Annotated in this window: 17 protein-coding genes; 6 read left to right on the forward strand and 11 right to left on the reverse strand. The window is 37.1% G+C overall.

The features are described from left to right. The first annotated feature begins 495 nt into the window (after positions 1-495). The 5 genes from HX004_RS02120 to HX004_RS02140 all read left to right on the forward strand — a co-directional run bounded on the left by HX004_RS02120 (position 496) and on the right by HX004_RS02140 (position 6,434). The gene (locus tag HX004_RS02120; RefSeq protein ID WP_286440672.1) at positions 496-852 is read left to right on the forward strand and encodes a DUF2946 domain-containing protein; all 357 of its coding nucleotides are present in this window, start codon (positions 496-498) and stop codon (positions 850-852) included. A gap of 65 nt (positions 853-917) precedes the next feature. Continuing rightward, a complete protein-coding gene (locus HX004_RS02125) occupies positions 918-3,284 on the forward strand; it encodes a TonB-dependent receptor (RefSeq protein ID WP_286440673.1) in 2,367 nt (788 codons plus the stop codon). After that, complete coding sequence (locus HX004_RS02130) at positions 3,284-3,607, forward strand: hypothetical protein (protein ID WP_286440674.1); 324 nt, start codon at positions 3,284-3,286, stop codon at positions 3,605-3,607. The genes HX004_RS02125 and HX004_RS02130 overlap by 1 nt, the downstream gene beginning before the upstream one ends. A gap of 54 nt (positions 3,608-3,661) precedes the next feature. After that, positions 3,662-4,201 carry a DUF4625 domain-containing protein gene (locus HX004_RS02135; RefSeq protein ID WP_286440675.1) on the forward strand — a complete coding sequence of 180 codons (540 nt, stop codon included), beginning with the start codon at positions 3,662-3,664 and terminating at the stop codon, positions 4,199-4,201. Between the two features lie 112 nt (positions 4,202-4,313). Then, positions 4,314-6,434, forward strand: coding sequence for a prolyl oligopeptidase family serine peptidase (locus HX004_RS02140; protein ID WP_286440676.1), 2,121 nt, complete (start codon positions 4,314-4,316; stop codon positions 6,432-6,434). Positions 6,435-6,515: 81 nt separating this feature from the next. Here the strand turns inward: HX004_RS02140 and HX004_RS02145 are convergent, their stop codons facing one another. From HX004_RS02145 to HX004_RS02185, 10 genes are all read right to left on the reverse strand, one after another. Then, entirely contained in the window at positions 6,516-7,271 is a 756-nt protein-coding gene (locus HX004_RS02145) for an SDR family oxidoreductase (RefSeq protein WP_286440677.1), read from the reverse strand. A gap of 73 nt (positions 7,272-7,344) precedes the next feature. Beyond that, positions 7,345-7,950, reverse strand: coding sequence for a DUF1684 domain-containing protein (locus HX004_RS02150; protein ID WP_286440678.1), 606 nt, complete (start codon positions 7,948-7,950; stop codon positions 7,345-7,347). A gap of 91 nt (positions 7,951-8,041) precedes the next feature. After that, entirely contained in the window at positions 8,042-8,515 is a 474-nt protein-coding gene (locus HX004_RS02155; protein ID WP_286440679.1) for a Dps family protein, read from the reverse strand. A gap of 160 nt (positions 8,516-8,675) precedes the next feature. Then, entirely contained in the window at positions 8,676-9,143 is a 468-nt protein-coding gene (locus HX004_RS02160; protein ID WP_286440680.1) for a hypothetical protein, read from the reverse strand. Positions 9,144-9,217: 74 nt separating this feature from the next. Further along, positions 9,218-9,922, reverse strand: a complete 705-nt coding sequence (gene mtgA / locus HX004_RS02165; protein ID WP_286440681.1) for a monofunctional biosynthetic peptidoglycan transglycosylase — start codon at positions 9,920-9,922, stop codon at positions 9,218-9,220. Between the two features lie 118 nt (positions 9,923-10,040). Beyond that, positions 10,041-10,760: a 3-ketoacyl-ACP reductase gene (locus HX004_RS02170; RefSeq protein ID WP_286440682.1), complete on the reverse strand. Its 720-nt coding sequence runs from the start codon at positions 10,758-10,760 to the stop codon at positions 10,041-10,043. 28 nt (positions 10,761-10,788) lie between these two features. After that, positions 10,789-11,559, reverse strand: a complete 771-nt coding sequence (locus HX004_RS02175; protein ID WP_286440683.1) for a DUF3050 domain-containing protein — start codon at positions 11,557-11,559, stop codon at positions 10,789-10,791. Positions 11,560-11,649: 90 nt separating this feature from the next. Further along, on the reverse strand, positions 11,650-12,828 hold the full coding sequence (locus tag HX004_RS02180; protein ID WP_286440684.1) for an acyl-CoA dehydrogenase family protein: 1,179 nt from the start codon (positions 12,826-12,828) through the stop codon (positions 11,650-11,652). 131 nt (positions 12,829-12,959) lie between these two features. After that, the gene (locus HX004_RS17745; RefSeq protein WP_502888449.1) at positions 12,960-13,073 is read right to left on the reverse strand and encodes a hypothetical protein; all 114 of its coding nucleotides are present in this window, start codon (positions 13,071-13,073) and stop codon (positions 12,960-12,962) included. A 138-nt stretch (positions 13,074-13,211) separates the two neighbouring features. Further along, a complete protein-coding gene (locus HX004_RS02185; protein WP_286440685.1) occupies positions 13,212-14,030 on the reverse strand; it encodes a DUF4349 domain-containing protein in 819 nt (272 codons plus the stop codon). Between the two features lie 240 nt (positions 14,031-14,270). Between HX004_RS02185 and HX004_RS02190 the strand changes: the two genes are divergently transcribed. Continuing rightward, on the forward strand, positions 14,271-15,389 hold the full coding sequence (locus HX004_RS02190; RefSeq protein WP_286440686.1) for a TlpA family protein disulfide reductase: 1,119 nt from the start codon (positions 14,271-14,273) through the stop codon (positions 15,387-15,389). Between the two features lie 181 nt (positions 15,390-15,570). On the opposite strand, the gene thrA is transcribed toward HX004_RS02190, so the two are convergent. Beyond that, positions 15,571-17,973: a bifunctional aspartate kinase/homoserine dehydrogenase I gene (gene thrA, locus HX004_RS02195; protein ID WP_286440687.1), complete on the reverse strand. Its 2,403-nt coding sequence runs from the start codon at positions 17,971-17,973 to the stop codon at positions 15,571-15,573. Between the last annotated feature and the right edge of the window lie 3 nt (positions 17,974-17,976).

Below are 17,976 nucleotides of genomic sequence, written 5' to 3' on the forward strand. Positions count from 1 at the left end.
CTTATTATTTTAATGTTAAGATAATTTTGTTGTATAAAAAAGTATTAATTGTTAAAAATAAGATGTTTGATTAACTGAAATGCTTTCTTTTTGAAAAAGCGTTTTTTCTATTGTGCTTGGTGATATCTCATTTATTTTGAGAATAATTTACGATTTTTTCTCTTTCAAACAGAATAGTATATTCCTTTTGAATGCTAAAAGGTGTTTTTTTGGTAAAATTGTTGAGACTTCTCTTGGTGTCCCTGTTTTTTTAGTGTTAACTCAAATTCAGCTAATCCTTATCAAATTGTTCGTTGAGTTGAGGTATAAAATGGGAAAGCATTAGATTTAATGAAAGAAGCAGAAAGAAACCCAATCTGTGAATTACTTGGTTCAAATACGCCAACACACTTGGAAAGTAAGAGGAGATTTACTATCGACCTCAATAAAAAAAACATAAAAAAAGGGCTAACTAAATATTCTGTATTATATTTGTCCTCGATGAGTAGAAAAAAAATGATAGCGAGAATATTGTTAGTGGTAGCTTTTTTGTTTACCACAGTATTCCAATTGGTACATAGCTATCAACATATTTCTACTGCAGTTGCTTATGAACAAGAGCATCACACCCATGCACATTATACAGAAGAACGAAGTGATTTAGGAGGTATTCAGCTTACCGAAGATCACAGTCACATGGATCACTGTTTTGCTTGTGATATCATTCCTACTTCAGGATTAGAGCCTGTTCAAATTGCATGGCAAACGCTTACTTATCAAACAATTCAAGAAGTACAAGATGAGGTGACGTTGTTATTTACGCCCTTATCTCACGTTTACTATTCCCTTCGCGCCCCTCCAGTATTGGTTTAATTATTAGATTTTGTTAGACAATATCTTGTCTGACTGCTTTTTTATTAATTAAACATATAGATACAATGAAAAGTCTATGTACATGGATGGTTCTGTTGTGTTCTATCGGTATGCTTGCTCAAGAGTTTACCCTAAAAGGACGCGTATCAGACTATCATGGAGAAGCCTTAATTGGCGCAACAATTACGGTTGGAAATCAAGCTTTTATGACAGATGTGAAAGGAAGATTTCAAGCCAAACCCCTTGAAAAAGGAACCTATCAACTGATAGTTTCTTACCTCGGATATGAAACGCTTACTCAAACCGTAAATCTACAAGCTGATCAAGAGTTAGATCTACATCTGAAGGATAATTCCACCCTGTTGGATCAGGTTGTGGTTTCTAGTCAAGCGAAGCACAGCGTACAGCACGTAGATAAAGTATCCCATGAACAATTGGTAGAACAATTCGCTGGATCCTTAGCTAAAACACTAGAATCAGTAGCGGGTGTCAACGCCATGGATATTGGTGCCGGAGCTTCTAAACCCGTGATACGTGGTTTAGGGTTTAATCGTGTGGCTGTAGCTGAAAACGGAGCGAAACAAGAAGGACAGCAATGGGGAGCCGATCACGGTTTGGAAATTGACGCTTTTAGTACAGAAGAAGTAGAAGTCATCAAAGGAGTTGGCGCTATCGAATATGGAAGTGATGCCATTGGAGGCGTAATTAAAATCAACAATGAAAAAGTACCCCAAGTACATTCGTTTGACGGAAAAGCCATTGTCTATGGCAAGTCTGTCAATGATGCGATAGGTGCCTCGGTTCAAATCAAACAAAGAGGAGAGCGTTTCTTTTATAAATTAAAAGTGACAGGGCAAGATTATGCCGATTATCGCGTGCCAATTAAGCAAATTGATTACCTCAATACGATTATTCCCATTGAAGGAGGTCGTATGAAAAATACAGCTGGAAATAATTTAGCGCTTTATGGGCAGATCGGTTATGTGGATACTAAGTTTAAAAATATTCTGAGTATCAGTAATGTATACGATAAAAGTGGCTTCTTTCCAGGGGCTCACGGAATTCCAAATATTGCAGCTGTGCAAGATGATGGCAATCACAGAAATGTAGAATTGCCTAATCAATCCGTGAATCACTTCAAAGTGACCAATACTGCAACATGGGAGTTAAATGCCAATCAAAAATTGAGCGTTTTATTAGCCTTTCAAAACAATAAAAGACAAGAAAATAGCCTATTTCATTCCCATTTTTCCAATCAAACACCACCCGTAAATAATCCGAATTTAGAATTGGAATTCGTATTGAATACCTTTGATGCTGCTGTAAAATATGAGCACATATTCAGCAATGAACACAAATTAACGGTTGGAATTCAACAGAATTACCAGAATAATACCATTGGAGGGTATGGTTTTTTATTGCCGAAGTTCAATAAAATTGGGGTAGGTGCTTTTGGAATGTACGAGTATTTTGTCAATGAGCGCCTGACTTGGGAGGCTGGAGTACGTGCAGATTACGCGAGTATTCACGTTAAGCCTTTTTACGATGAAATCCTCTATGATTATTTAATCGGCAAGGGGCAATCGATCCAAACGGCAACAAACTACGCACAACGCAGTGTGAAACAAGATCGCGATTTTAGTAGTTTTAACGCGATGATTGGCGCTAAATTTGATTGGTCAGAACGCGTGAATATCGCTGCAACAATAGGTACGAATTTTCGTTTCCCTACGGCCATTGAGTTGGCATCTAATGGGGTGCACCACGGAGCATTTCGCCATGAAAAGGGAAATCCAGATTTAGATCCAGAAAAGGGAATTGCCCTTGATTTTAGAGCAACCTATGAAACAGCTACCTTTAGCACAACACTAAGTCCATACGCGTATTATTTTACAAATTATATCTTTTTAAAACCTACAGGAACATTTTCCATTCTTCCCGATAGTGGGCAAATCTATGAGTATACGCAATCCAAAGCCTTAATTACTGGATTTGAGTGGAAAGCAGAGCAACGCCTTTGGGATCGATTGACCGTAGAGGGAGTGTTTGAGTTTATTTACAACAAACAACTGGATAATGGGAAAAAAGGAAATTATCCTTTGCCTTTTTCAACACCTGCTAATTTCTTTGGGCAATTGAGTTATACATTGAACGATTGGACGGTATTTAAACAACCTGAGGTCTTTGTCAATGGAAAATGGTATGCTGAACAAAAGCGAATCGCTCAAGGAGAAGAAATTACACCGAGTTCACAAAGCTATGGGTTTGGACTTTCCTCAACGGTTCAGTTGGGAAAAGTAGCGGCTAAAGCAAGTCTGACTGCAACCAATATTTTTGATGCAAAAATATTGAATCACATGAGCTTTTATCGACCACTAGGGATACCAGAATTAGGTCGATCTATTCAATTAATGATTCAAATACCGTTTTAATGAAGCAAACTAACAGCAGTGTTAGTAAGTACATCGCTGTAGTGGTTGTGTTTTTTATTCCACTAATTAGTAATTTACTACACTATGTTATCATTGAACATGAATTTGGAAGGCGAAATCGCGAATTAGAATGGGTTGATGGAGGGAAAGTACACTACTGTGATCAATACCTCTTCAAGATTCATCCTGCCATTGAAGTACCTGACTTTTGTATTGAAATTGTCCCCCTAGTTGTATATAACAATACAGTTTTAACAGCGTGTAAAATTGTTGAACAAGGAGTAACGCTCTTTTATTTTAATCGAGGACCTCCTATAGTGTAAAGCATTGTAAGAACAACACAACACATACAACAATAACATTTTAAATTTTAAACAATGAAAAAAATACAATATTTAGCCGTAGTTTCAATCGCAAGCTTATTTGCATTCACTTCATGTTCAAGTGATGATAACACAGATACACAAAAACCAGTCGTTGATTTAGTAGCTCCAAAAGAAGGATCTAAATTAGAAGCGGGTAAGGATATTCATTTTGATATGCTTGTTTCGGATAATGAAGGCTTGGGATCTTATAACGTAGACATCCACAATAATTTTGATGGACATGGTCATTCGGGTGATAATCATACCCATGCAATCAAGGCTGTAGTAGAAACCAAACCGTTTGCCTATAATAATACATGGGATTTGGGAGGGGTGAAAAATGATCAGATTCACCACCATGAGATTGTCATTGCAGCAGATGCAACCCCAGGGAAGTATCACTTTGCTGTTAAGGTGTTAGATAAAGCAGGAAATCAAACGATGGTATTCCGAAATATTGAAATCGTACCGAGTGGAGAAGGAGATGGTGGAGACCACGACCACGACCATGACCACGACCATGATCACGACGATCACGATCACGCACATTAAGTAGCTGCCTTAATTGGTTTATATTTGTAGAAAGCAAGGTGTAATGCCTTGCTTTTGCATTTATTATTAATATATTTACTTTCACAGAAATTTTAAAACAGAATTATTTATTATGAGAAAATCGTTTATGACACTTCTTGTAGCAACTTTGATTATTTCATGTAAAAATGAAGGAGCAAAGGAACAGGTGGCGGATATTCAATATCCTGAAACGAAAAAAGGAGATGTAGTTGACACCTACTTCGAGGTTGAAGTAGCTGACCCATACCGTTGGTTAGAAGATGACCGTTCCGAAGAAACTGCAGCTTGGGTAAAAGCACAGAATGAAGTAACTTCAGGTTACTTAGCTCAAATTCCATTTAGAGATCAATTGAAAAAACAAATGGAAGAAGCATGGAATTACGAGAAAATTGGCGCTCCATTTAAAGAAGGAAAATACACGTATTTTTTCAAAAATGATGGATTACAAAATCAATCTATCTTATATCGTAAAGATGAGGCTGGAAAAGAAGAAGTATTCTTAGATCCAAATAAATTCTCTACTGATGGAACAACTTCTCTAGGAAGCATTGATTTCTCAGAAGACGGAAGCAAAGCTGCTTACGCTATTTCTGAAGGAGGAAGCGACTGGAGAAAAGTAATCGTTATTGATACAGAAACAAAAGAAGTTATTGGCGATACGTTAGTAGATGTTAAGTTTAGTGGAGTTTCTTGGTTTAAAAATGAAGGATTCTACTATTCAAGCTATGATAAACCGCAAGGAAGTGAATTATCTGCAAAAACAGATCAACACAAATTGTACTACCATAAGTTAGGAACGGCTCAAAAAGACGATGCTCTAATCTTTGGTAAAGACCAAAAGAGAAGATATGTGGGGGGATATGTAACAGGAGATAATCAATATTTAGTGATTACTGCTGCTAACTCAACGTATGGAAATGAATTGTATATCAAGGATTTGACGAAAGCAAATAGTCCAATCGTAACAATGGTAAACAATTTTGACAGTAGCAATGGTGTGTTAGATAGCAAAGAGGGTAAATTGTATATCGTAACGGATTTCAAAGCACCTAATTCACGCGTTGTGACTGTAGATGCAACAAAACCACAACAAGCCAATTGGGCTGATTTCATTAAAGAAACAGAAAATGTATTGTCTCCAACAAAAGGAGGAGGGTATATTTTTGCTAGCTATTTAAAAGATGCAGTTTCAATGGTGAAACAATACGATTACGCTGGTAAAGAAATTAGAACGATTGAATTACCAGGTATTGGAACAGCAAGTGGATTTGGCGGTAAAAATGAAGATACAACATTGTATTATTCATTTACAAACTACATCACACCAGGAACAATCTATGCTTTAGATGTAAAAGATGGAGCTTCAAAAGTATATGAACAACCGAAAGTGAAATTCGATACTGCTCAATACGAATCAAAACAAGTGTTCTACACGTCTAAAGATGGAACAAAAGTACCGATGATTATTACGTATAAAAAAGGTATTGAATTAAATGGTAAAAATCCAACCATGTTATATGCGTATGGAGGGTTCAATGTTAGCTTGACGCCTTCTTTCAGCATTGCTAATGCCATTTGGTTAGAAAATGGTGGAGTATATGCCGTACCGAACTTAAGAGGGGGTGGTGAATATGGAAAAGCTTGGCACGTAGCAGGAACAAAAATGCAAAAGCAAAATGTATTTGATGATTTCATTGCTGCAGCTCAATATTTGATTGACAATAAATATACTTCATCTGACTTCTTAGCAATTAAAGGAGGATCAAACGGAGGTTTATTAGTTGGAGCTACGATGACACAACGACCTGACTTAATGAAGGTAGCATTACCTGCAGTAGGGGTGTTAGATATGTTGCGTTACCATACGTTTACAGCAGGAGCTGGATGGGCGTATGACTACGGAACTGCTGAGGATAGCAAAGAAATGTTTGAATACTTAAAAGGATATTCTCCATTACACAACGTAAAAGCAGAAGCTTATCCTGCAACGATGGTGACAACAGGAGATCACGATGATCGCGTTGTACCTGCACACAGCTTTAAGTTTGCAGCAGAATTACAAGCGAAAAACAACGGTAAAAACCCGATGTTAATCCGCATTGAAACAAATGCTGGACATGGAGCAGGGAAATCAATCGCTCAACAAATTCAAGAGCATGTTGATTTACAAGCGTTCACGCTGTACAGTATGGGAGTTAAGAAGTTGAAATAAACATATTAGATAAGTAAAAAGGCTATCTCTTGCAGGAGATAGCCTTTTTTTATGTTGTAATGTTATCTTGTGTTGATGCAATTAATTTGCTTTTATTTTCGGAAAACCACCATCTACACTGATTTCCGTTCCTACAATAAAGGAAGAATCATCCGAAGCGAGGAAAAGAACAGCCTGAGCAACCTCTTGGGGTTGTCCAAAGCGCTTAATCGGAACCTGAGGAGCAAAGGAAGTGGTAAACTGTTTCACTTGCTCTTCGGATAGATTCGAACGGTCAAAGTAGTTGGTTTCTATTGGACCAGGTGAAACGGCATTTACTCGGATGTTTTTACTGATGAGCTCTGCAGCAAAGGTCTTCGTAAAGGATTGTACTGCTGCTTTTGCAGCAGAGTAAACACTAGAATGAGCCATGCCAATTTCAGTGACAATAGACGTGTTTAATACTATAGAACCATTCGGGCGTACAAGAGGGAGTACCTGTTGTACGGTGAATAAAGTCCCTTTTACTAACACATCAAACATCTCATTGTAATGCGCTTCATCAATGTGTTCCAAAGGGGCATATTTTCCAAATCCTGCATTAACGAATACAAGATCTAAATGAGATACCTGTTGACTAATCAAATGCTGTAATTGGAGTAAATCTGCCATAGATCCTGCATCAGAAACAATTCCAAGGGCGTTGTTTCCGATTTCAGCGACTGTGCGCTCTACTGTTTCTTTCGTTCGACCTGTGAGGATAACTTGAGCTCCTTCATTACTAAATAATTGAGCTGTTGCTTTGCCTATACCACTTGTACCACCCGTAACAAGGGCAATCTTTCCTTTTAATTTCATCTTTCTATCTTTTAAAAGACCAAAAGTAGGAGGAGGATACAAGCGCTACAATCCGTTTCTTGCTATTTTTGTTTTAGTATTTATAATCTTTAATACCTGCATTAATCTCCGCATCAATATCATTTTGTGGTGGAGGAATAGGGCAAGAAAATTTAGGATTGTACACACAGTAAGGGTTATAAGCTAAATTGAAATTTAATATAATGGTTTCCCCTTCTGGGATTTCTAAATCAATATATCGACCGCCACCATAGGTAGTAACTCCTGAAGTTAAATCAGTAAAAGGAAGAAATAAATGTTTTTCATATTCTTTTTGATTGCGCAGGTTTACATCTTGAAATAAGTCTAATTTCTGCGGTTTACCATTGAAGGTAAACGTTGCTTCTCCGTACTTCACATAAATAGGCTTGCGCTCGGTAGTAGTTGGCATCTCGAATGGTACTTCACCTGGTGTTCGTGTGAATTGGGCTTCTACAATGAAGCGTTCATTTACAGGAAAGAAATCAAGACTGACAAATTTTTTTAAGGCATCAGGTACTAAGGGAGAGGTCTCTTTATTGGCGAATTCTTTATTTAAGCTTTTTTGAAATAGAAGTGCTTTTTCCGTCTCTGTTTGGGGAGAGGACGTACAAGCATACTGCAATAGGATGGCAGCACCAAGCATAATCAATCGTTTCATTGTTTTTGTATTGTTCTGGGTTGGCCGTAAAAATAACAAAAAAGGTTTGCCTTTTAAAGACAAACCTTTATAATCTATACGAACCAAGCGATTACTTGATATGGGCGCGTAGCATCCAAGCTGCTTCTTCGTGTTTCTCTAATAATCCAGTCAAGAAATCGGCTGTACCTTGATCGTGCATATCGTCAATTACATCGATGTTTTCTCTTAAGTATAGGATAATCGCTTCGTGATCTTTGCACAAGTCTTTAATCCATGATGCACTGTCGTTTCCTTGGTTATCTCTCGATTCAGACAATTGTGTCAAAGCCAGATATTCTTTTAAGCTACTAGGGGCGTAATGTCCTAAATGACGGATTCTTTCCGCAATGGCATCCACATCTTCGATAATAGCTTCATATTGTGATTGAAAAAATAAGTGCATGGAATGAAAGTCAATACCTTCAACGTTGTAATGTGCATTTCTTGTTTTGGTATAAAGCACAAATTCATCTGCTAATAGTTTGGCAAGTTTATCTGTGATTTGTTGTCTTACCTCGTCTTTTAAACCAATGTTTGTTTTCATAGTATTTGATTTTTAGTTGCTTACAAATTACAAAAAAAGTAGGGATTAATCCCTATTTAGACTGATAAATAAAAGATAAAAATTACTTTTTTAGATAAAGAGTTTGGATTTCTTCTTTTTAGAAATAAAAAAAGGATCTGTTTCCAGATCCTTTATGTGATTATTTTTTCAACTTATCGGCAGCATTCTCTAACCCTTTTTGAGCTTCTTTTGCTGCTTCGTTTACATTGTCTTTGGCTTTATCCGCTTTTTCTTTCGCTTCATCTTTCATTTCGTTGACTTTGTCTTTGGCTTGGTCTAATGATTTTGCAGCGTCATTTTTTAATTCTTCAGCTTTATCACCCACTTTGTTTACTACTTCTTCTGTTTTGTTTTTAGTAGCTTCCCATGCTTTTTGAGCTTCGTCTAGTGTTTTTCTTGCAGCTTCTTCAGCGGCTTTATCTCCACTTTTTACTGCCGCTTCTAAAGCTTGTTTGGCTTCTTCAAATTTAACCTCTGCTTCTGATTTTGCAGCTGTTAATTCTGTTGCAGGTGTAGTGTCTGTTTCTACAGCTTCTGACTTGTTGTCCTTACAAGATGTAGCAAAAAGTAAACCTCCAATAGCTAATGATAATACGAGTTTTTTCATAACAAAAATATTTTAAGTTTGACTACAAGTTAGGAAAAATCTAGGTTAAATTAAAATTTTTAACTAAAAGTATACTATTTTTTATTTTTTTTCTTTTTACTCAAATCCAACGGACCATAGCCATTGATGTAGCGAGAAATGGTTTGTTTTCTCTTGCTCACATAAGGTCCTGATTTGACTGGATTATATCGTCTCGGACTAGGTAAGATTACTGCCAATCCTGCGGCTTCACTTACGGTAAGTTTAGCTGCACTTTTTTTGTACCAATGCTGAGCAGCAGCCTCTGCACCATAAATCCCATCACCCATTTCGATGCTGTTGAGGTACACCTCTAAAATACGTTCCTTCGACCAAAATAACTCGATTAAAGCTGTGAAATAAGCCTCAAATCCTTTGCGAATATAACTTCGCCCTGGCCATAAGAATACGTTTTTCGCCGTTTGCTGCGAAATGGTACTTCCTCCTTTGATGCGTTTCCCCTTTTCATTATTCTTCATCGCCTTCTCAATTGCTTTGAAATCAAAACCATTGTGACTTAAAAAGTGCCCATCCTCACTGACAATAACTGCTTTTTGTAAATTAGGACTGATTTTGTCCAAAGAAACCCAATCGTGTTTTAGTGTAAAAGGCTTGTCTTCTTTCTTTTGATCGTACAACCGTATAAACATCAATGGGGTATAAGGTATGGGAACAAAACGAAAAAAGATAACTGAAAAGATGCTTAAAGCAAAGAACCACAACACAAGCTTTAGGATAAAGCGTAAAAGTTTGCGAACCATAGATTTATAACGTATAAAAACTGATGCAAATGTACTAACATATTGTGAAATCTAATTCACAGGAAGCAAAAAAATACAAAAAAAAAGCTACCCATTTGAGGTAGCTTGATTTGTTGTATTATACGGGATTTGTCGTCCATAAAGAAGCGGTTTTTAACATCGCTCGTCTCGGTAATTTTAAAGTGGCTACAAGCAATTCCGCAAAATCTTCGGGTTGTAAGATGTGATCTGGATTGCCATCGGTTAAGCCTAATTCAATTGACATATCTGAGGCAATGGTACTCGGTGTTAAGGTACACACGCGGATATTGTTTTTGCGCACTTCTTTCATTAGGGATTCAGATAGTCCGATAACGGCAAATTTCGACGCTGAATAAGCCGAAGTCGTAGGATTTCCATTTAATCCTGCTGTAGAAGCTACATTGAAAATATCCCCTTCATTTTTAGCAATTAAATGAGGCAATACTTCACGCGTTACATTGTAAACCCCCATGACATTCGTTAGTAAAATTTCTTCCCAACGATCTGCGGGCATATCCACAAATTTTCCAAATTCAGAAATTCCCGCATTGTTTACAAGAATATCTATTCCTCCTAAGAAATCAATGACTTTTGCGATTTCCGTTTTTACTGCTGATTTGTCTACTACATCAAATACGGCATACGTTGCCTTTACACCTAAAGACGTTAATTCAGCAACCGTTTGTTTTAAGCGCTCTTCGTTTCGACCGGTAATGGCCACGTTAATTCCTTCTTTAGCAAAAGCAATAGCCGTAGCTTTCCCTAAACCTCTTCCTCCTCCTGTGATAATGGCATTTTTTCCTTCTAATGAATTCATAGCGTTGTGTTTTTATATATAAAATTAATTAATTTGCTTCAATGGTGCGTTCAATCGCATTCCATAACCCATAGCGTTTTACTAAGGCTTCTTTGGATACGCGAATAACGTCTTGCCATTTTTGTTCATCCGAACCACATAATTCCGCAATCATTTGCATCGCCATAGGGCCATGCTCATCCCCATCTAATTCAATGTGACGCTCAAAGTAATAAATTAATTTGGATAAGTCTGTTTCGGGAAAGTTAAGTTGGAACCCTTTTAGAATTTCAGTGAACATGGCTGGAATCAAATCTTCCCGACCAAAAGTAAAAGCCGCCGCAATTTCGTGTGGTTTTCCTTGCGCAATGATGTCAAAGGTAAAGGTGAGAAAATCTTTGATATCTCGATCTACATTCAACAAATCAATGGCTTGATTAATGCTTTTTCCTTCTTGTAGCGATTGTAAAAAGGTACCCATAGTTTGTACATCCGCTTGGGCATCTTGCATGGCATCTACATACATTTCAAAATGACTCAATCGCTGTCCGTCCATCGCAAGGTCTGATTCTTCTGCCAAAACGATTTCGTTAATTAAGTAACGCGTCTGTGGATAGGGAGAAGCAAACCAGGGTGTAGTGGTACAAGTTAGTTTTTGTTGCAGTGCTTTTAGTAAAGACATAAAATCCCATACGGCATACACATGACCTTCCATGAAGTTTTGCAAATGGGCAACGGTTGTAATTTTTGAGTATAAGGGATGCTCTAATAGCGCTTGACGTTCTGGGGTAATCAGTTGATTAACGGTTTGAATATTCATAATGACTTAAAGATTTGTACAAAAATAAAAAAGCTTCTCGGTAAGGAGAAGCTCTTTATATAAAGTTTATCTATTTTGTTATAAGCTAGACTACTTGAACGCTGGGAATCCAGTTACATCCATACCTGTAATTAACAAGTGGATATCGTGTGTTCCTTCATAGGTTACAACTGATTCAAGGTTCATCATGTGGCGCATAATAGAATACTCCCCTGTGATACCCATTCCTCCTAACATTTGACGTGCATCACGTGCAATTTCTAATGCCATATTTACGTTGTTGCGTTTTGCCATAGAAATCTGAGCTGAAGTCGCTCTTCCTTCGTTTCTCAAAACACCCAAACGCCAAGTTAATAATTGTGCTTTGGTGATTTCTGTAATCATCTCAGCTAATTTCTTTTGTTGCAATTGAGTTGCTCCAATTGGCTTGTCAAATTGGATACGCTCTTTCGAGTAACGCAAAGCGGTATCATAACAATCCATTGCAGCTCCAATCGCTCCCCAAGCAATTCCGTAACGTGCAGAATCTAAACATCCTAGAGGTGCTCCTAATCCTGATTTGTTAGGCAATAAATTTTCTTTAGGAACTTTTACATTGTCAAAAATAAGCTCTCCAGTTGCAGAAGCTCTTAATGACCATTTGTTGTGCGTTTCTGGTGTAGAGAAACCTTCCATTCCTCTCTCCACGATTAATCCGTGAATTCTACCTTCTTCGTTTTTCGCCCAAACTACTGCAATGTCAGCAAATGGTGCATTCGAAATCCACATTTTTGCTCCATTTAATAGGTAGTGATCGCCCATATCTTTGAAGTTGGTGATCATTCCCCCAGGGTTTGAACCATGATCAGGCTCAGTTAAACCAAAACAACCGATCATTTCTCCAGTTGCTAATTTTGGTAAGTATTTATTGCGTTGTTCTTCGTTACCGTATTTCCAAATCGGATACATTACTAAAGAAGATTGAACAGATGATGTTGAACGTACACCTGAATCACCTCTTTCAATTTCTTGCATAATTAAACCATATGAAATTTGGTCTAATCCTGCTCCTCCGTATTCTGTTGGAATATAAGGACCAAATCCTCCAATTTCACCTAAACCTTTGATGATTTGTTTTGGGAATTCTGCTTTTTGAGCATATTCCTCAATAATTGGAGATACTTCTTTTTTTACCCATGCTCTCGCTGCATCGCGAATCAATTTGTGCTCTTCTGTAAGCAAATCATCTAAAAGATAGTAATCTGGCGCCTGAAATAAATCTGGTTTCATAATATTCTTAAGTTTATCAGTTGTGACAACAAAAATAAGTAATATTTACATATGTGCAATTTTTGCAGATGAAAGTATAGCTAAATTGCCGTTTTTTTAGTAGGTAAAGGGATGTAACGCTGTTTTTTTATCTAAGGTACATTTAATTGATAACGGACGGAACGTCCTGCTCCTATTGAGACAAGAATTTTTTTTTCTACTAGGTCTTGTAAATCGCGAGTAGCTGTAGCTTTGGATGTTGCCAATTGTAGATCATGAGCCGATTATTAATTTAATTGGCTCAAATATACGTAAAAAATGAGCCGATTAGATAAGTTAATCGGCTCATTTTTTTATATCGTATTGATTATGAGTGTTTCATTCTTGATCTTTACAAAGAAGAATTATTCCTTCTTTTGCAGTTTTCTGCGTTTGAGTTTTCTTCTAACGACAAACAATACACCCAAAATAATGAGGATAAAGGGCCAAATGTAAAACAGTCCAAGGGTGAAGGAAACCAGGTTGTCCCATCCTTCTGCAAAGGCGGTGGTAAATTCAGAACCGAAAGTGGATGTACTCGTTTGTTTTTCATAAAATACGACAGTAAGCGTACTATAAGCCACGCTGCTTTTTAAGTAGTTTAATCGCCCTTCATAGGATTCAATATCGGAGCGAAGTGCTTCGATTTCTTTTTCAATAGCTAAGATTTCTTCTACTTTATTCGCTTTGCTCAACAAGGCTTTGTAGCGATTTTCCAACTCTTTTTTGGTGTGGATGCGCGATTCTACATCAATGAATTCTTCTGTAACATCCAATGCTTTAATGTCTTGATTTTCCACTTTTTTAGCGGCAGTGGTAATATCTGACAAAAGTTTTTCGAAATTTTCTGCAGGTACACGTACTGTAAGGGTATAAGTCGATTGACTCGCATAAGTCTCCGCTTGATCTTGTGAAACATAGCCTTTGTAGGTCGCTAAGGCTGCTGTAATCTGCTTGCGCGTTTCGGCAGCATTAGCAGTTTCAAAGCGAATCGTTCCTTCCTTGATGATTTTGCGTTCAACGGCTTGCTCTACTTCTAGATTTTTAGCAGGAGATGAATTGGCATTTGAAAGGCTAAGGTAGTCCGCACTTTCGGCAGCTACACTGTCGTATTTTTTATCACAAGAAGTTAAGGTTAATAGGGAGATTACTCCTATAAGGGTGTAGCATAATATTTTTTTCATAGCGTTTTTATTTAAGTTATAGGAGATTGGGTCTATTCATGTATCCAACTTAGATAAATTAAAGGTATAAAAAAGAAAGATAGGGCAGGGGAGGTTAGGTAGGATTTTGAAGTAAATCACTAGTTTTAGGGAGAGAAGGGATAGGGAAATAAAAAAATAGCTGAAATACGTTTACCCTTTAGTTAATAGTTAGTTGAAATATGTTAAATTGCCAGATTAACCAAGTTTTAATATAACTAAATGATGAAAAACACACTACTCTTGTTTTTAGCTTTTGGTATTTCAACGTTAACCTTAGCGCAAGAAAAATTGCGTTTTCATGGAAAATTACAAGGATTAACTGAAGATGCTAGATTAAGTCTATCTAACGGTAATGAGGAAATAGAGTTTCAAGCAAAAGATGGAGTATTTACTGTTGAAATGCATTTGGAAGAGGCACCAGCCTCAATTTATCTTTATGTAGAACAAGGAGGAGATTCCTATTATACGAGTTTTTTTATAGGAAATGAATCAATTACTATTGAGGGATCAATAGCTGATTTCCCTCATAATATTGAGGCATTAGGTTCTCAATATGATGGTGTTCGTTATCAAAATTACCTGATTAATAAAAAATTCAATGATGAGATTGAGCAATTGCAAGTGGAAGTACAACACCTTATGCAAAAGGGAATTTCTTCTGACAGTATTGCATTGGTCTATTATAGTGATATTGAACCCTTAGGGAAGGTGAAAAAAATTCTTAAGCAAGTGGAAGAGAATGATTATGAATTCTTAAAACAATATGTCAATACTGCTTATGGTCGATTTATGCTGCCATTTACTACGGAAAGTTATACAACAGAACAAATGAAAACGTTGTTAGATTTAGTTGAGCCACAGTATAAGGATACAAAAGAAGTTCAGTTTTTTCAAACATTAATTGAATATAAAACACTGGAAATAGGAGATAAATATTACAATTTTACTGCGTTGACAAGAGAAGGACAAACCGTAGAGTTTAGTGATTATTTTAAAGGAAAGTATGTATTGCTAGATTTTTCAACAATGCATTGTGGTTACTGTCAGCGAGCAGCACCTCAAACAGCCAAAGTAGCCGAAGAACTAAGCGAAAAGATGGATTATGTGACATACTATGTTGATAATTTTCCTGAAACGATGGAGAAGTATTATGCATTAAAGGGGAATAAAGGTGTTTTGCTTTGGAATAAAAATGGACGTTTGGATCTTGCTATAGCGAAGTATAAACAACATGCTACCCCCCATTATGTTTTATTTGATTCTGAGGGAAATTTTGTGAATGTTATAGAAGGATATACGGAGGATTTTGGTGATATACTAAAAGAATGGATGCAATAATAAATTAAAAATGTCCTTCAAATCGAAGGACATTTTCATTTGAAATATAGAACTCATCCTAATTTTCACTTCAATCAAAAAAGGCAAGATGAGTTCATAGAATAAACAACAACCAAGAAAGACGAATGAACGACCGTCATCCCATGGTAAACTATAAAATAAGAGTAAATAATAGTCGTTTTTATTTATCAGCTAGGCGCAAAATATCCCCAAAAACCCCTCTGGCCGTAACCGAAGCACCTGCGCCTGCTCCTTGAATGATGATGGGGTTTTCGCCATAACTTTCGGTATAGATTTCAAATAAACTATCTGATCCTTGCAATTGGCCTAAGGCAGAATGTAGCGGAACAGCCACTAATTTGGTCTCTAAAATACCTTTGTCTTGTTGTAAATCTCCAGATAATTCTCCAACATAACGCAAGACGGTATTGGGTTGTAATCCTCGTTTAATTTGTTCAAAATAAGGATTTAATTCTTCTAAACGCTTGAGGAAATTTGCGGTTTCAATGGCTTGTAAATCTACAGGAACTAAGTTCTCAATTTGAATTTCTTCTAATTCATTTTGTAAATCTAATTCTCTAGCTAAGATGAGCAATTTGCGCCCCACATCTTTACCAGATAAATCATCTCTCGGATCAGGTTCTGTATATCCTTTGGCAATGGCTTGTTCTACGATAGTACTGAATGGTTGGTCTTGTACAGAAAACTGATTAAAGATATAGCTCAAGCTACCTGAAAAGATTCCTTTGATTTTCGTAATATTCTCTCCAGATAAATGCAGGAGTTTGATGGTGTCAATCAAGGGTAATCCAGCCCCAACATTGGTTTCGTATAAATATTCTTTGTGGTTTTCTTTTAAAGCTTTTCGCAATGCTTGATAAAAAGAATAAGAAACTGTATTGGCGATCTTGTTGGAGGAAATCAAATCAAAACCTCCTTGAATCAAAGGGATATAGTGCTCAATAAATGACTTAGAAGCCGTGTTATCTAGGGCGATGAGGTTTTCTAAGTGATGATCCTTTGCAAAGGCAATCACCTCTTCTATAGTATAAGAAACTCCATGTTGTTCAATTTCTTGACGCCAATTGGCCGTGATTCCCGTTTCCGTTAACCATACCTTCTTTGAATTTCCAATGGCAAAAATGTGAAGCACTATATTTTTCTTAGCTGCAATTGCTGTTGCGGAAGTGAGAATCTGATCAATCAATGTACCTCCCACGAGTCCGTGGCCAAAAATAGCGAGGTTAATTTTTTTACTGATTCCAAAAATTTGACCGTGAATAACATTCAGCGCTTTTTTTGCCTCTTCTTGATGAACAATCAAACTCACATTTTTACCCGTTATGGTGCTGTGAAATAAAATAGGAGTGATTTTATTTTTTACTAAAGCAGCATAGGGTTGATCGAATGTACTCAGATCTTGTCCAATAATAGAGAGAATCGCTACTTCGGGCAAAATTTGGATGTTGTCGACATCTTTGGTTTGAAACTCAACTTGGAATTCTCGTTTTAAGACTTCTACAGCGAGTGCTGCTTTTTTTTGTTCTACAGTGAATCCCAAGCCGCGTTCTGAAGAACCTTGCGCAATGATTCCCACACTAATCCCTGCTTGAGCTAGAGCCGTAAAAATACGGGCATCAATTCCGACAATTCCCAATAAACCGCGCCCTTCCAATTGGATTAATGCAATATCCGATTGAAGGGAAATGGATTTAATCCCTGTTGCTGTAGGATTTGCAGAAATTAGCGTTCCTGTGTTTTCAGGGTTTAATGTATTTAAAATGCGAAGGGGAATATTGTTTTCAATTAGAGGAAGAATCGTCTTTGCATGTAAAATGGAAGCACCAAAATTTGCTAATTCATTGGCATCATCAAAGTGAAGTTCATCAATTTTCTGCGCATTCTTTACCCAATCGGGATTGGCTGTGTAAATACCATTGACATGGGTGTAGTTTTGCAATTCAGTGGCTTGTAGAAAATTGGCGAGTAAGGCTGCAGAATAGTTACTGCCATTTCGGCCTAGAGTTGTTGTTTCTCCCTTTTCTGTTGATCCAATAAAACCCGTCACTACAGCAAGGGTATGCGAGTGGATTCCCTTAAAATAGATGGATGTTTTAGCTTTTGAAAGATCTTCTTGTATTTGTGCTTGACCAAATGTGGCATCCGTCACAAAAAATAAACGACTGTCAACAGCAACTGCTGTAATCCCCTGCTGAAGTAAGTGATGCGTCAATACTTTGCTCGAAATGAGTTCACCTTGTGCTAGGACCAAATCTTTGATTTTTAAACTGTAATCTTCGAGCAAAGAAACCCCTTCATACAATTTTTGTAATAGGGTAAACTCTTCTTCTAAATCAATCCCACTGTGATAGGTTCTCGCTTGAAAGGCGAAAAATGGCGTGAGGTAGTCCGCTTGATTCTTGGCTACATCCAAAATCGATTCTAAGGTATCTGTGGTATCACCTATAGCCGAAACTACAACGGCAATTGGACCTTGCGCGATTTTGTCTTTTATAATTTGAATCACTTGATCAAAGGCTTGCCCTGAGGCTAGTGATTTTCCTCCAAACTTTAGAATTTTCATGGT

The organism is Myroides sp. 1354 (genome assembly GCF_030324495.1).
Lineage (GTDB): Bacteria > Bacteroidota > Bacteroidia > Flavobacteriales > Flavobacteriaceae > Flavobacterium.

Excerpts from the sequence above, each read along its gene's own strand:
- HX004_RS02120 (WP_286440672.1), top strand. The coding sequence starts at position 496 with ATGATAGCGAGAATATTGTTAGTGGTAGCTTTTTTGTTTACCACAGTA.
- HX004_RS02125 (WP_286440673.1), top strand. The coding sequence starts at position 918 with ATGAAAAGTCTATGTACATGGATGGTTCTGTTGTGTTCTATCGGTATG.
- HX004_RS02130 (WP_286440674.1), top strand. The coding sequence starts at position 3,284 with ATGAAGCAAACTAACAGCAGTGTTAGTAAGTACATCGCTGTAGTGGTT.
- HX004_RS02135 (WP_286440675.1), top strand. The coding sequence starts at position 3,662 with ATGAAAAAAATACAATATTTAGCCGTAGTTTCAATCGCAAGCTTATTT.
- HX004_RS02140 (WP_286440676.1), top strand. The coding sequence starts at position 4,314 with ATGAGAAAATCGTTTATGACACTTCTTGTAGCAACTTTGATTATTTCA.
- HX004_RS02145 (WP_286440677.1), bottom strand. The coding sequence starts at position 7,271 with ATGAAATTAAAAGGAAAGATTGCCCTTGTTACGGGTGGTACAAGTGGT.
- HX004_RS02150 (WP_286440678.1), bottom strand. The coding sequence starts at position 7,950 with ATGAAACGATTGATTATGCTTGGTGCTGCCATCCTATTGCAGTATGCT.
- HX004_RS02155 (WP_286440679.1), bottom strand. The coding sequence starts at position 8,515 with ATGAAAACAAACATTGGTTTAAAAGACGAGGTAAGACAACAAATCACA.
- HX004_RS02160 (WP_286440680.1), bottom strand. The coding sequence starts at position 9,143 with ATGAAAAAACTCGTATTATCATTAGCTATTGGAGGTTTACTTTTTGCT.
- mtgA (WP_286440681.1), bottom strand. The coding sequence starts at position 9,922 with ATGGTTCGCAAACTTTTACGCTTTATCCTAAAGCTTGTGTTGTGGTTC.
- HX004_RS02170 (WP_286440682.1), bottom strand. The coding sequence starts at position 10,760 with ATGAATTCATTAGAAGGAAAAAATGCCATTATCACAGGAGGAGGAAGA.
- HX004_RS02175 (WP_286440683.1), bottom strand. The coding sequence starts at position 11,559 with ATGAATATTCAAACCGTTAATCAACTGATTACCCCAGAACGTCAAGCG.
- HX004_RS02180 (WP_286440684.1), bottom strand. The coding sequence starts at position 12,828 with ATGAAACCAGATTTATTTCAGGCGCCAGATTACTATCTTTTAGATGAT.
- HX004_RS02185 (WP_286440685.1), bottom strand. The coding sequence starts at position 14,030 with ATGAAAAAAATATTATGCTACACCCTTATAGGAGTAATCTCCCTATTA.
- HX004_RS02190 (WP_286440686.1), top strand. The coding sequence starts at position 14,271 with ATGATGAAAAACACACTACTCTTGTTTTTAGCTTTTGGTATTTCAACG.
- thrA (WP_286440687.1), bottom strand. The coding sequence starts at position 17,973 with ATGAAAATTCTAAAGTTTGGAGGAAAATCACTAGCCTCAGGGCAAGCC.